Source organism: Nostoc sp. EspVER01, assembly GCF_034530635.1.
GTDB lineage: Bacteria > Cyanobacteriota > Cyanobacteriia > Cyanobacteriales > Nostocaceae > Nostoc.
Window position 1 is genome coordinate 1 of record NZ_JAVRCS010000003.1, and the last position, 14,583, is coordinate 14,583.

The 14,583-nt window shown below is 42.5% G+C and carries 11 protein-coding genes; 5 read left to right on the forward strand and 6 right to left on the reverse strand.

Annotated features, from left to right (window positions below):
• Both RMX69_RS03755 and RMX69_RS03760 read right to left on the reverse strand, forming a co-directional pair.
• Nucleotides 1-301: leucine-rich repeat domain-containing protein (locus RMX69_RS03755; protein WP_322636551.1), on the reverse strand; the 301-nt coding region annotated here is incomplete at its 3' end.
• 139 nt (nucleotides 302-440) lie between these two features.
• Nucleotides 441-596, reverse strand: a complete 156-nt coding sequence (locus tag RMX69_RS03760; protein ID WP_322636552.1) for a hypothetical protein — start codon at nucleotides 594-596, stop codon at nucleotides 441-443.
• Nucleotides 597-735: 139 nt separating this feature from the next.
• Here RMX69_RS03760 and RMX69_RS03765 point away from each other — a divergent pair, with 139 nt between their 5' ends.
• From RMX69_RS03765 to RMX69_RS03775, 3 genes are all read left to right on the forward strand, one after another.
• On the forward strand, nucleotides 736-3,573 hold the full coding sequence (locus RMX69_RS03765) for an ATP-binding protein (RefSeq protein ID WP_322636553.1): 2,838 nt from the start codon (nucleotides 736-738) through the stop codon (nucleotides 3,571-3,573).
• A gap of 152 nt (nucleotides 3,574-3,725) precedes the next feature.
• Entirely contained in the window at nucleotides 3,726-7,340 is a 3,615-nt protein-coding gene (locus RMX69_RS03770; RefSeq protein WP_322636554.1) for a leucine-rich repeat domain-containing protein, read from the forward strand.
• Nucleotides 7,341-7,400: 60 nt separating this feature from the next.
• On the forward strand, nucleotides 7,401-9,491 hold the full coding sequence (locus RMX69_RS03775) for a hydantoinase/oxoprolinase family protein (protein ID WP_322636555.1): 2,091 nt from the start codon (nucleotides 7,401-7,403) through the stop codon (nucleotides 9,489-9,491).
• Between the two features lie 5 nt (nucleotides 9,492-9,496).
• On the opposite strand, the gene RMX69_RS03780 is transcribed toward RMX69_RS03775, so the two are convergent.
• Entirely contained in the window at nucleotides 9,497-9,979 is a 483-nt protein-coding gene (locus tag RMX69_RS03780; protein WP_289795582.1) for a GNAT family N-acetyltransferase, read from the reverse strand.
• A gap of 55 nt (nucleotides 9,980-10,034) precedes the next feature.
• On the opposite strand from RMX69_RS03780, the gene RMX69_RS03785 reads away from it, so the two are divergent.
• Nucleotides 10,035-11,600: a hydantoinase B/oxoprolinase family protein gene (locus RMX69_RS03785; protein WP_322636556.1), complete on the forward strand. Its 1,566-nt coding sequence runs from the start codon at nucleotides 10,035-10,037 to the stop codon at nucleotides 11,598-11,600.
• 3 nt (nucleotides 11,601-11,603) lie between these two features.
• Here the strand turns inward: RMX69_RS03785 and RMX69_RS03790 are convergent, their stop codons facing one another.
• A complete protein-coding gene (locus RMX69_RS03790) occupies nucleotides 11,604-12,419 on the reverse strand; it encodes an alpha/beta fold hydrolase (RefSeq protein WP_289795584.1) in 816 nt (271 codons plus the stop codon).
• 55 nt (nucleotides 12,420-12,474) lie between these two features.
• On the reverse strand, nucleotides 12,475-12,867 hold the full coding sequence (locus RMX69_RS03795; protein WP_322636557.1) for a carboxymuconolactone decarboxylase family protein: 393 nt from the start codon (nucleotides 12,865-12,867) through the stop codon (nucleotides 12,475-12,477).
• 222 nt (nucleotides 12,868-13,089) lie between these two features.
• Between RMX69_RS03795 and RMX69_RS03800 the strand changes: the two genes are divergently transcribed.
• Nucleotides 13,090-13,506 (forward strand): (2Fe-2S) ferredoxin domain-containing protein, encoded by a 417-nt coding sequence (locus RMX69_RS03800; RefSeq protein ID WP_322636558.1) that lies wholly within the window; start codon nucleotides 13,090-13,092, stop codon nucleotides 13,504-13,506.
• Nucleotides 13,507-13,654: 148 nt separating this feature from the next.
• On the opposite strand, the gene RMX69_RS03805 is transcribed toward RMX69_RS03800, so the two are convergent.
• Nucleotides 13,655-14,317 (reverse strand): nuclear transport factor 2 family protein, encoded by a 663-nt coding sequence (locus RMX69_RS03805; protein ID WP_099102184.1) that lies wholly within the window; start codon nucleotides 14,315-14,317, stop codon nucleotides 13,655-13,657.
• Nucleotides 14,318-14,583 lie beyond the last annotated feature (266 nt).

A 14,583-nucleotide genomic window follows, 5' to 3' on the forward strand; every position in this document is an offset into this window, starting at 1 on the left:
GCAGACTGCTCAGTTGATTACTGCCCAGGTCGAGGGTTTGCAGGTTGGTGAGTTGGCCAATTTTCGATGGCAGACTGCTCAGTTGATTGTAGCGGAGGTCGAGGGTTTGCAGGTTGGTGAGTTGGCCAATTGCCGGTGGCAGACTGCTCAGTTGATTACTGCGGAGGTAGAGCGATCGCAGGTTGGTGAGTTTGACAATTTCCGGTGGCAGGGTTGTTAAGCCTTTGCCAGAAAGGTTTAATTTTGTCAGCTTTTCTCTGGCAGCTTGTTCAATAATTTCCAGCAGTTTTTCGTTAGTCATTTCAGGTTTTACAGAGGCGATGCCTGACGACGAGTTGCTGCTTAGACGCGCAGCAGGAAAATTAAACTAATTAATAATTTAGCCTGTATCAAGGATTGGATTGTGGCGATCGCAGGTTCCCACGCTTCTAGACTCGACCTCAAAACTTCACCATTCCACCTTTGAACACCAACTGTCGAGCAAAAACAGCGATCGTTCCACCTTTGAACACCAACTGTCGAGTAAAAACAGCGATCGCTCCACCTGTGAACACCAACTGTCGAGTAAAAACAGCGACCGCTCCACCTGTGAACATTAACTAAGGTAATTTTCTCTGGTGATATACTAAACACCTAAGTATGATTCCTTACAAAAAGTTTTTGTGCAGAAGATTTAGTAGATGGGAACTCTAGCTAATAAGCTTAATTACAGTATCCCACCGAACACTGCTAATCATGTCCAACTTTGCTCATTCCACATTGGGCCAATCTTCTTACCCTCGCTTAACTAGAAGCTTGAGTGCTGTTGAAAGTTGGGGCTTTGGTTTGACAGCTCATATTTCTTGGACAGCATTGGTTCCAGCGATTCATGCTGCTCTAGGTTCCCAAGCTATTTTTGTTTGGATACCTGCGGTGATTTTTGGAATGCTGCTTAATTATCAGGTAAAACGCTTAGGTATGCATTTCATCAATGTAGCTGGAGGAACACCTAACTATGCTACCAAGCTACTGCAAAATTACCCAGGACTAGCTCGTTATGCAGCAATTGGATATCTCCTCAATTGGGTTTCCTACCTCTCAGTTAATACAATCGTACTCAGAGACTTAATTAAAGTAAATTTGGAGCCGCTGGGTATTGCCTGTCCAGAGATATTTCTAGATATTAGCTTTACACTGTTACCCTTTATCGTGGCGTTTAGTGGGACTCGCGCCCTGAGTATTTTACATTTGTTTTTTGTCATTCCAGCCTTTGGATTGCTAATGACCTTCTGTGTGCAAGGTCTTGGCTGGTTAACATTTTCTCCCGTTAGTCCTGGGTTTTTTCCTAGCAGTTGGTCATCTTTGAGCTTCGTGGATTGGGCAAAGTGGTTCTTTTTTGTCACTTATGCAACCTACAGCTGTGAAACAGCTTCTTCCTTTGTTGCCGATAGCCGCAACCCAACTCAAACGCTGCGCTTTCTAGACATTGCCGCTTGGATGATGCCACCCATCTTTTTGGGGGGTTCTTGGGTAGTAATGCGATTAGCAACAAATCCGAATCTTAAAGACAATGCTTTTTTGAATCTTGTGGCTGCTTCCCAGCCCTTTTGGGGAAGATTCGCTGGTATCAGTATTTCTTTTTTGCTAGTAGCAGCTTGTCTACTCGGTTCGGCAACGGTGGTTTCTAATTGCCCGCGAATTTTGTATCAACTGGCTTTAGATAACCATATTTCGCCAGTATTTTCCGTTGTCTCCCATCGGGGTGTGTTTGTCCCAGCATTGACATTGACACTGGTATTGTGCTTAATCTATCTGATTTGGGGAGATGTGGCGCGAATCGTCGCTGTTGGTAACATCGGTTGGTTTGTCTCATTTATGTTACTGCATCTGGGGCTTTGGCTGCGGCGCGATCGCCCGGAAGTTTTGTTCCCCCGCATATCTCTAGCCATTCTGCTGTTAGAAGTTGTAGTGCTGTTGGTAGGCGGATTTGCCTGGGGTTGGCTTAACTTGCTAATTGGGTTATTATCTCCCATTGCTGTCATGGGCATAGATGCAGTGATTCGCCGTGTAGACTTCCCTGCATTCCATCCTAGTTGGTGGATGCGACGATATCGTACCCGCCCTGTAGTCATTATCAAAGATTCAGTAATTCTTCAAGTGAGCATCCTGATTTTTTTACTGTGCAGCGCCGTGGGAGTTGGCTGGTTATTTGGCGTCAAACTTAATAATGTGGGAACTGCGGGCGGTGAGAATATATTTGTAGTGCTACTGATGAGCGTGGCATTTGTGGGAGTAGCGATCGCTTGTTGGACAAGTTTACCGCAAGTGGTGGCGATCGCAGAAGCCAGAGAAGCTGCCGAACACTTGTTTACTGTTGCCCAAGATGGGATTTTAGTCGTAGATAATCAAGGCATTATCCGGCAAGCTAACCCAGCCACCGAATCGTTTTTTGGTGTTAACCCATCTGAGTTGCGGGGAAATCACCTTAACAAATGGCTACCTGCATTAGTATCCTATCCAGAGCAGTGGACAAAGCGTAGCGAACAAATTTTAATCGGCAATGGGAAAAACAGAACTCTGGAAGTTTCCATCTCAGATAGACCTCATCAAGATTTTCAGGAATATGTCGTCATTCTCCACGATATTACCCAGCGCAAACAAGCAGAGCAGATATTGCGATATTCAGAAGCACAATTGCGTCAAGAAGCAAAGCAGCTAGTATCTCAATTGGTGCATAGTGAAAAAATGTCGAGTTTGGGGCAGTTAGTAGCAGGTGTAGCGCACGAAATCAACAACCCAATCAATTTTATTTCTGGCAATGTCGGCTATGCCAATCAATATATCCAAGACTTGTTGAGACTGTTGCAACTATACCAGCAAAACTATCCTAATCCAGTAACGGAAATTCAAAAACAAACAGAAGCAATCGACTTAGATTTTCTGATTGCAGACTTGCCCAACTTGCTAACTTCTATGAAAGTTGGTGCGGAACGAATCACAGAAATTGTCTTATCTCTGCGAAACTTTTCCCGCTTAGATGATACAGAGATGAAAGCTGTGAATATCCATGAGGGTATAGATAATACATTAATGATTTTGGAACATCGCCTCAAACCTAAATCTTCTACCAATCTAGCAATTGAGGTGATTAAAGAATATGGCGACCTGCCATTAGTAGAATGTTATGCTGGACAACTGAATCAAGTATTTATGAATCTTTTAGCAAATGCGATCGATGCTTTAGAAGAGGCTGTAGAAAATGGGCTTGCCGTGAGCGAAGCCGAACGGGAGCGGGAAGTAGGGGAAAAAGCGCTTTCTACTCCCCAGATACACATTCAGACTAAACTTACTAACGACAATCAGGTAGTTATTTGCATTGGCGACAATGGGATAGGCATTCCCGAAAAGGTACAAAAACAATTATTTGAACCATTTTTTACTACTAAACCAGTTAATAAAGGTACTGGGTTAGGTTTATCTATTAGTCATCAGATTATCACTCAAAAACATCAGGGAAAATTAGAATGTATTTCTGCTCTTGGAAAAGGAACAGAATTTGTAATTGTAATTCCGTTAAATCAACAACCTATCTAATTGTCAATATTATTTGACGTGGTTAAATTTTCACCCTTAGCGTTGCTAGAATGTTAGGCTGAGATTTTCTGGCTAAACCACCTGTATAGGCTGTTACCTAGAAAAAGTCTGGCTATTACTCCGATTTTGGTAGTGAGAAAAAGGATTTGGTCATGGCAAGAGATAGAGCTTATTGGGAAGCAGAACAGTGTATTGAACAGGCACGGCAAGAGGGAGCAATAGAACTTGATCTCAGCAACATGGAACTGACAGCACTGCCAGAGGCGATCGCATCCCTGACTCAGTTGCAAAAGCTTAATCTCTCCCACAACCAACTGAGCGAACTACCAGAGGCGATCGCATCCCTGACTCAGTTGCAACGGCTTTACCTCGACAACAACCAATTGACGGAACTGCCAGAAGTGATCGCATCCCTGACTCAGTTGCAAAAGCTTAACCTCTCCCACAACCAACTGAGCGAACTACCAGAGGCGATCGCATCCCTGACTCAGTTGCAACGGCTTTACCTCGACAACAACCAATTGACGGAACTGCCAGAAGCGATCGCATCCCTGACGCAGTTGCAACAGCTTAATCTCTCCAACAACCGACTGACCCAATTGCCAGAAGCGATCGCATCCCTGACTCAGTTGCAACAGCTTTACCTCGACAACAACCAATTAACGACATTGCCAGAAGCGATCGCATCCCTGACTCAGTTGCAAAAGCTTAACCTTTCGGATAACCAACTGAGCGAACTGCCAGAGGCGATCGCATCCCTGACTCAGTTGCAAACGCTTAACCTCTCCAATAATCAATTGACGGCATTGCCAGAGGCGATCGCATCTCTGACTCAGTTGCAACAGCTTTACCTTTCCAACAACGAACTGACCCAACTGCCAAAAGCGATCGCATCCCTGACTCAGTTGCAAAATCTTGACCTTTCCAGTAACAATTTGACGGTATTACCAGAGGCGCTCGCATCCCTGACCCAGTTGCAAAATCTTGACCTTTCCAGTAACAATTTGACGGTATTACCAGAGGCGATCGCATTTCTGAACCAGTTGTACGAGCTTAACCTTTCCAGCAACCAATTGACGGAACTGCCAGAATCAATCAAGAATCTAACAAAACTAACTTCACTATCATTTTCTGAAAATAAATTTGTCTCGTTTCCAAACGTAATCACGAGCTTAGAAGGTTTGAGAGAACTCTATGCGATCAACAATAAAATTGAGCAGCTTCCCAATGAAATCGGTAATTTAACACAGTTAAGAAAACTCTACTTAGGAGGAAAGCGAATTTCCTCTTACCAAATTTTTATAGCAAACATTCATGGAAATCATCTGACATCACTGCCTCACAGTTTTACTAAACTAACTCAGTTAGTTGAACTTAATCTTGACCAAAATCCCTTGAACGCTGAACTAGCTGCGGCATATGAACAGGGACTTGATGCTGTCTTGCAATACCTGCGGGCAAAAGCAGAGGAGCAGTTAACGCTAAATGAAGCCAAGCTGATTTTAATCGGTGAGGGTGAGGTCGGCAAGAGTTGTCTGTTAGGAGCGTTGCGGGAGGATAAATGGGTGGACGATCGCCCCACGACTCACGGAATTGAGATTAAGCCTGTAACCGTCACTGCTCCTGACAGTGGCATAGAAATCACGTTGAATGGTTGGGATTTTGGCGGTCAACGAGTTTATCGACCGACGCACCAGTTGTTTTTCAGTGCGCCAGCCGTGTATCTAGTGGTGTGGAAACCACGAGAAGGCCCCCAGCAGGGCTTCGTCAAAGAGTGGATTACGCTGATCAAAAATCGAGAACCAGATGCAAAGGTGTTGGTCGTCGCAACCCACGGCGGCCCCGGACAGCGACAACCGGATATTAACAGACAAGAAATTCTCGATCAATTCGGCAAAGATACGGTAATTGATTTCTTCCATATAGACAGCAAACCCAACCAAGATACGACACATTGCACTGGGCTTGCAGAATTAAAAGATACTATTGCTCGTGTCGCTGCATCTCTTCCCGAAATGGGGCGTTCCGTTCCAGCAAAGTGGCAACGGGTGCGGGAAACCTTACAGACAAGTGACAAAGCCTATCTTCCCTACGATGATGTTATTGCCATCTGCGCTGAACAGGGAATCGATGATGAGCAAGCAGAACTGTTCCTTCGCATCTCCCATATATTAGGGCATTTCATCCATTACCATTACGACCCAACACTACGCGATATCGTCATCCTCAAACCCGACTGGTTGGCAAAAGCGATCAGCTTCGTGCTAGATGATGAAACGACACGCAAACGCAACGGTTTGGTGGAATTTGAGCATCTGGGCCAGTTGTGGAGCCATCCCCCATTTGCAGGCGAAGAAGGCTACCCCTCAAAATTGCATCCAATCTTTCTGCGGCTGATGAAACGCTTTGATCTATCCTACAAAGTGGTTTTCGATCCATCAGAAACTAGCAATACCAGCCTCATTGCTCAACTCGTTCCCGACACACGCCCGGAGCGATTACCCAATTGGGAAGAACAACCGGAAGCGGGAGACAGACAACAGGTGCAAATCTGCCGCATTGTGGATAGTCGTGGACAGTTTGCAGTTGCAGAAGGATTATTTTACCAGTTGATTGTCCGGTTGCACAAATACTCACTGGGGCGGGCTAATTACGAAAACAGCATCCACTGGCAACGGGGCTTAATGCTTGACAACGATTACAACGGTCGGGCATTGCTGGAGTATGTTGGCACTGATGTAAAAATTACAGTACGGGCAGCTTATCCCGAAAGGTTTCTGTCCTATCTTACAGAAGAGATTAAATGGCTAGTCGAGAATTTCTGGGAAGGATTGCGTTGTAACGTCATGGTTCCCTGCATTGAAACTTGCGGTATGAATGCCCCTGGAAACGGACTGTTTGAGGTACAAAAACTAATTGAAAGCAAAAAGAAAAATCGCCATGAGTTCCCGTGTCCCATTTCCGGGTGTGGCGAATGGCAAAACATCGATCAATTGCTGAATAATGCGCCAACTGCTCAACCCCCATCCCAAGAAATTGGCATTGAGCAGTTCCGATACATTGTGAAAGACGAGTTAAACGTCATCCGCAAAGATTTGGTTATGTACGATCGCCTAGATCAAGCACGTTTTCAGGTATTATCTCAAGAGCAACGTACCATTTTAAGCCAGGTCGATCAGCAGTTTGCAGAACTAATGCAGATGCTCACCGATGAAGCAAAAGACGGCCCGCGCCTGTTTAGCTTTAAGCCTATCGATCCGAAATTTTTCGATCGCCCCAAATGGATGAGTGCTAAGTTTCAACTCACCCTTTGGTGCGAACACGCACGTCAGCCACTTCCAGCCTTAAATCCCAATGACAAGAAAAAGGGAGTCTATGAATTGGACTTGCCGCGTGAGTGGTTCACCAAGGCAGTCCCCTATCTCAGAATTTTGACCGGAACTTTGAGCTTAGTTTTACCTGTGGCAGGTTCGGCAACTAAATTTATACTGGATGATACTACCTACAAAGCCATTGAAGAACAACTCGATTTGGGACAAAAAAGCATCGAGTCTACTTTGAAGGGAAGTGATATGGCTTTGGCTGGAAAGTCCAAGAGCGATGCCTCATTCTTGGAAGGCGATGCAATCCGCGCCCAAGGCTCGATTTTGCGAGAATTACACGCCTTATTGAAAGAAAAAGATCCTAGTTTTGGTGGTCTAGTGCGGGTGCAGAACAAACGCCGTGAATTTCTCTGGGTTCATCCTCAATTTGTAGATGAATATTAATTGACAACAGATATTTAGAGCTATTTCCTAATTTTTTATGATTATACAGGAAACAGAGTAATGTTGAAAATTTTTGCTGACCGTGGTGGTACATTCACAGATATTGTTGCTGTTACTAATAATCAAGCAATTATCGATAGACTTTCAAAACATACCGAACGTTTTTTAATTGTCCCTCTGCCTAATCAGCAATGGATTATAGTCTACAAACTACTTTCAGAAAATCCCGAACAATATCAAGATCCAGCTATCCAAGGTATTCGAGATATCATGGGTATTGCTAGCAACGAACCCATTCCTACTGAAGCCATAGAAGTGGTAAAAATGGGGACAACAGTAGCAACAAATGCGCTATTAGAAAGGAAAGGAGACAGAGTTGTTCTTCTGATAACTAAAGGATTTAAAGATGCACTGCGAATTGGCTACCAAAACCGTCCTAACATCTTTGCCCGTCATATAGTTTTACCAACCATGCTTTATGAGCAGGTTGTTGAGATAAACGAACGCTACGATGCTTATGGAAATGAATTAATACCGATAAATATTGAACAAGCCAAAAGTGACTTACAAGCAGTTTACCATACAGGAATTCGGAGTTGTGCTATTGTTTTTATGCACAGCGATCGCTATCCTAAACACGAACAACAAATAGCCCAGCTTGCCCAAGAAATCGGCTTTACCCAAATATCTGTATCCCATCAAGTTAGTCCCTTAATGAAGTTGGTTAGCCGGGGAGATACAACAGTAGTCGATGCTTATTTAACTCCTATTCTGCGCCGCTATGTAAACCAAGTAGCGAGCCAGTTACCCAACGTCAAATTAATGTTTATGAAATCTGACGGGGGGTTAGTTGCAGCTGAACAATTTCAAGGCAAAGATAGTATTTTAAGCGGCCCGGCTGGCGGGATTGTCGGCGCAGTACAAACTAGTAAAAGGGCAGGTTTTGAGTTAGTTATTACCTTTGATATGGGAGGGACAAGTACAGATGTTGCCCACTTTAAAGGAGAGTACGAACGACAACTAGATTCGGAAATCGCTGGGGCGCGAATGCGAGTTCCTGTATTAGCAATTAATACTATTGCTGCTGGTGGTGGTTCAGTTCTCTTTTTTGATGGTTCTAGTTATCGTGTTGGCCCTAAATCTGCTGGTTCAAATCCTGGCCCTGCTTGTTATCAACGTGGCGGGCCATTAACGGTTACTGATGCCAATGTAATGTTAGGTAAAATTCACCCACAATATTTTCCCTCAGTTTTTGGCATTGATGGCAATTTACCTTTAGATAAAGATATTGTTATTCAAAAATTTACCCAATTAACCCAAGACATTCAAGCCGCTACATTAAATCATTGTACTCCCGAACAAGTAGCCGCAGGATTTATTGCGATCGCAGTGGAAAATATGGCAAACGCAATTAAAAAAATCAGTCTGCAACGGGGTTATGATGTCAGCCAATATGTGCTTTGTTGTTTTGGCGGTGCAGGTGGGCAAGTTGCTTGTTTAATTGCCGATACTTTGGGAATGAAAACAATATTTTTACATCCTTATGCGGGAGTTCTCTCTGCTTACGGAATGGGATTAGCTGATGTGCGAGCAATTAGAGAAGGAGGAGTTGAACAACCTTTAACTCAAGCATTAATTCCTAAATTACACCAGTTAATGGAATATTTAGAAACTCAAGCTAGAAGTGAAATAAATGAAGCTAATACTCAAACAGAAATAGTCCAAAAAGTCAACTTGAAATATGAAGGGACTAACTCTACTTTGACCATTAGCTTTGCCGATAATGTGGGACTTATGCGACAAGAATTTGAGGTTGAACATAAATCCCGTTATGGTTTCATTCAATTAGAGAAAACTTTAATTGTCGAATCCGCTTCAGTGGAAGTAATTCAGAAGATGGAAACTCCCGAAGAATCCTTAATTACTCGTACACGTTCTATAGATGAAGCGCCCGAAGCTGTTGAGATAGTAAAGATGTTTACTGCTGACAGATGGTATGATACGCCTGTTTATCGGCGAGAAGATTTACAACCAGAAGATAGTATTAATGGGCCTGCGATCGTTGTCGAAAAAATTAGTACAATTGTAGTTGAGCCTAACTGGCAAGCGAGATTAACTGAGGACAATCATTTAATTCTACAGCATCTATAAACCGCTTATACAATAAGTATTTGTGGTGTCCATGTTAAAAAACAGCGATTACCTTTTTGCTCCGTAATTTTTGCACCTAGCTTATTATAAAAACAAAGTCCGCGGATGTTGCGAACATCAGCATTCCAAGCAAGATGAGTGCAGTTAAGATCCTTTGCAACTTGAGCTAAATAACTCATTAACGCGGCTCCTGCTCCCTGACTTCTCATATCTTCATCCACATATAAATCATCAAGCCAGATACTTGGTTGTCCTACAAAAGAGGAGTATCTAAATCCATATAAAGCGAACCCAACCACACGCTCTGAGGTTTCTGCAAATAAAACGTAAGAGAAAGGTACTGTTCCAAAAATTGTTTTACGTATTTTATCTTCAGTAACTTGAAGTACACCAGAATAAGCACCAATGTTTCTATCAAACTCAGACTTTTTTTGGATAAAGGAAAAAATTAGTAATACGTCATCAGGTGTAGCAGAGCGAATCTTCATTGGACTACTTGAAATCACTTTGGTAGATAATGATAGCAAAGAATAAGAGTAAAATATGTACACAGCAATGCAACCAGATCCCGTCCGTTTAGAAATATTCAAAAATCTCTATCAATTTATCGCCGAACAAATGGGTATTGTGTTACAAAACACAGCCACATCCGTGAATATCAAAGAGAGACTGGATTTCTCCTGTGCTATTTTTGACTCTTCTGGGTTATTAGTAGCAAATGCCCCCCATATTCCTGTACATTTAGGCTCAATGAGTGAAAGTGTTCGCAGTTTAATTAATGATAAAGGCGAGACTCTAAAATCAGGAAATGTCTATCTATCTAATAACCCCTATAATGGCGGAACCCACCTTCCTGATGTAACTGCAATTACTCCTGTATTTTTGGAAAGTAGTGAAAATACTCTATTCCCTACCCCCCTATTTTTTGTTGCTTCTCGCGGACACCAAGCAGATATTGGTGGAATTACTCCCGGTTCTATGCCTCCACACAGTACCACAGTAGAAGAGGAAGGAATTCTCTTTGATAATTTTCTCTTAGTTGAAGAGGGAAATTTTCGAGAATCAGCAGTCAAACAGCATCTCTCAAATCATACTTATCCGGCTCGGAACCCTGACCAAAATCTATCTGATTTAAAAGCACAAATTGCCGCCAATGAACGAGGAGTTCAAGAACTGCGGAAAATGGTTTCACAATACAGCCTTGATACTGTTCAAGCTTATATGAAATTTGTGCAAGCTAATGCTGAGGAGTCGGTTAGACGTGCGATCGCAGTTCTCAAGGATGGCTCGTTTACTTATAAAATGGACGATGATGCACAAATTCAAGTTAAAGTAACGATTCACCCAGAAAACCGCAGTGCTACCATCGATTTTACAGGAACTTCTCTACAACTAAATAGTAATTTCAATGCTCCCAAAGCTGTAACTCAAGCAGCAGTCTTATATGTATTTCGTACTTTAGTTGATGATAATATTCCTCTCAATGCCGGGTGTCTTAATCCTTTAGAAATTATTATCCCGGTTGGCTGTATGCTCAACCCAACCTATCCAGCCGCAGTAGTCGCGGGTAATGTAGAGACTTCTCAAACTATTGTTGATGCTTTATATGGTGCTTTGGGTGTTATGGCTGCTTCTCAAGGAACTATGAATAATTTTACTTTTGGTAATCAGCAATATCAATATTATGAAACTATCTGCGGCGGCTCTGGTGCAGGAATTAATTTTGATGGTACTGATGGTGTTCATTCTCACATGACTAACTCCCGCTTGACCGATCCAGAAGTTTTAGAAACCCGTTATCCTGTACTATTAGAAAGCTTTAGTCTTCGCCCTGACAGCGGTGGCAAAGGAAAATATTCGGGTGGTAATGGAGTTGTCCGCCGCATTCGATTTCTAGAACCGATGACAGCTAATATTCTCTCTGGTCATCGGCTTGTTCCTCCCTTTGGATTAAATGGCGGGGAAGCAGGAAAAGTAGGACGAAACTGGATACAACGTCAGAATGGAATTGAAGAGAATTTAAACAGCACAGCAACAGTAGAGATGAAAACGGGAGATATTTTTGTCATAGAAACTCCTGGCGGTGGAGGCTTTGGTAAATTCTCTTAAGAATCAAAAATTGCTATAAGCTGGCTTCAATTTCCCCAGAAAATTGAGCATGGCTGCAACCACAGCATCCGGCGACTCAATCAAGAAGCCGTGACCACCACGTTCGATGACTACAAGTTCGGCATTGGGAATACCTTGAGCAAGTTGTTGAGAAAACTTTAGCGGAGTGAGAATATCTTGTTTACCAACCATAACTAAGGTAGGACAATGAATTTGTTGGAGGCGGTTTATTGTGTCACTACTAAGGATGGCTTGGCTGTGATGATAGAGTGAATGAGTTGCAGGTGGGAAAGGATATCTGATCGCAAATTCAATCAGACCTTCAATCATGTCAGGAATTGAGTAGAACGCATCTGTAAATATCCAGGGCAATATGACTTTTTCATAAAGTTTTAGGTCTACATTACTAGGAAGTTCGCCCCAAGTCTCGATGATGCTGTTGAATAATGCATCACCTTTTGCTAAAGATGAGAGTAGCATCAGACTTTTTACCTTTTCAGGGTGTGCTAACACTAGTTCTTGGGCTATCTGACTACCCATTGAATGACCTGCTAGATGCACCCGATCAATTCCGATGCGATCGAGCAATGCTGCAACGTCACTAGCCATCTGCTTCAGACTATAGGGGTTTTCGGGAGCAGAACTTCTCCCCATACCTCGGTTATCCAAGCGAATGACTTGATACTGCGAAACCAGCGATGGCATAATCAGCGACCAATAAGCATGATCGCAAAGAAAGCCAGCTATTAATAGTAAAGGCTCACCCGTTCCCTTAATATCGTAGAACAAATCAATCCCGTTAATCTGAACCTTGGGCATAGTAAATGATTCTGCTAAACCTTATTTTTAAGTAGGGATAGACAAGACTAAACTCCTACGTCTTGAATTTCTCGTCCACCGGAATCTGATAGCCATTGGCGAGGCGATTGGTCATATTGGCAGTAGCTGCGATCGCCATTAGTTCCCCGAACATAGTATCATTCATACCCTTGGCACGCGCTGCTGCTGTGTGCGAGGCAACGCAATATTCACAGCCATTCGTCGCACTCACAGCAATATAAATCAGTTCGCGCATCAGTGGATCGATCTCACCAGGGCTAACCATCACTTCTTTTAACGCTTGCCACGTTCGTTGCAGAGTGGGAGGATGGTTGGCTATGGCTTTCCAAAAGTTATTAATGTAGTCATTCTGACGTGTAACGCGGATGTCGTCATACACTGCACGTACTTCGTCGCTGGCTTCTTCGTATTCAATCAGCTTAGTCATATTTTAATTCCATGTAGTTTCCCCAGCGAGTGGGAACCCCTAGATTGTAATACTGAGTTGCAATTAAAGATAGTAAGATCATGTCCCCTTGGCGTCTATAGGTGAAAATTCTACATCCCCTACAAACGACTTGGCATAGACTAGCATTTCTTGGGCGATCTACTAGAACAGACTAAACAGGAAATTTACACTATCTTGTCAGATAAATAGGTAGGGTAGTCCATGAAAAAATTCCTACAGCGTATTAAAGCATTATTCAAACGTATCCTTAAGAGGTCTGCATCCAATTCTCAGCAACCATCGCCTCTAATAAATACTCGATTAGAAACTTCTATTCCAACCGTTTCTCCCCGATGGAAGTCTGGTTTGGTGCTTGTGTGTTCGCAATGTGCAAACGAGCAGTTAGGCTCAACTGCTTCCGAAGCCTTAGAGAATTGGTTGAAATCTCGTTTAAAGTTTGAGGGATTATGGGGTGATTTTCGAGTAGTTAGCACCAGTTGTTTAGGAGTTTGTCCCCGTATGGGCATTACTGTAGTTATTGTAAGTAATCGAAGTCACGGGAATAGTCCATGCTTAATTGTAAATCCTCGGAGCGATCGCGAACTTCTCTATTCATATATCAAGCAGAATAAAGACTGACTGCAAAGGTTGTTTATCTTGCACTATATTTTACTCAAGTGGCAAATAAAAAAGGGTGTGAATATTTTAATTCACCCCTTTTTTCCGGTCATAAGGGAGGTAAAGAATACTTATCCAACCCGTATTAGTGTTATTCCAATCTCAAGAATTATTCTTTTAAACGAGGTATATTTGGTCTGACAAAGGTAGCTGAGGAGTTAGCACTTCGGGCATTAGTGCTTGAAGAAGCAGTAGTTGGCGAACTGAGATTCAAGAAATCGATGAGTTTAAGGGTACGATTACGAATTTTCCAGCGTCCATTTCTATTGACGACTTGATCTTCATAAGTGCCATTAGCAACATCAATGCTGGTTTCCGAGCGTTTGTGAGTCGCATGGAGGTAAGAAGTCATCGTTGCTTGATTATTTTGAACTGAAATGTTTATTGTACCCATCAAGTGTTGAGTAGCTGTATAACCATTTCCTTGAAATACTGAATAGACAAAATCTGCCCAAGAATCTGTCCCATAATTTGTTTGAGTTGCCCCATCAGGAAAAATGGCGGTGAGGACTGAATCTTGAGTAAAACAATCCCGATAAATATTTTTTCCTTCTTGGAGATTTCCTCTACCAATAGCGTCAGTTCCCAGAGCGTAACAGGATGTTAATTTTTGAATTTCTAGTTCTGCGTTAGGTTGAGCCGCACTTGCTAGTTCAAACTTACCTCCAACAAACAACACAAGAGTGACTGCAAGCACAATCAAGGTTATACGATTTAACAGGAACGAAATAGCCTTTGAAACTATTCCCCCATTTTCTCTTCTTTTTTCCACAAGATGACTTCCTTAATTATTTATGATTTTCGCATCTTGTACTTTCCCACAAACTAAAGTTTAGGCTAATAATTTTTAGCTTATGAAAACTGGCAATATGCTTGCATATTTTGCTAGCAATTATGTTTTATATCTGCTAGAAAAGCTCTTTTCTAGTAAATTACAAAGCTAGTATGTACAAGAATTGATGTATACAATTAGTTATAACAGTTAATCAATGAGATACAAGTGTTAATTGTAACTAAGTTTGTGTTGATTTGATTAAG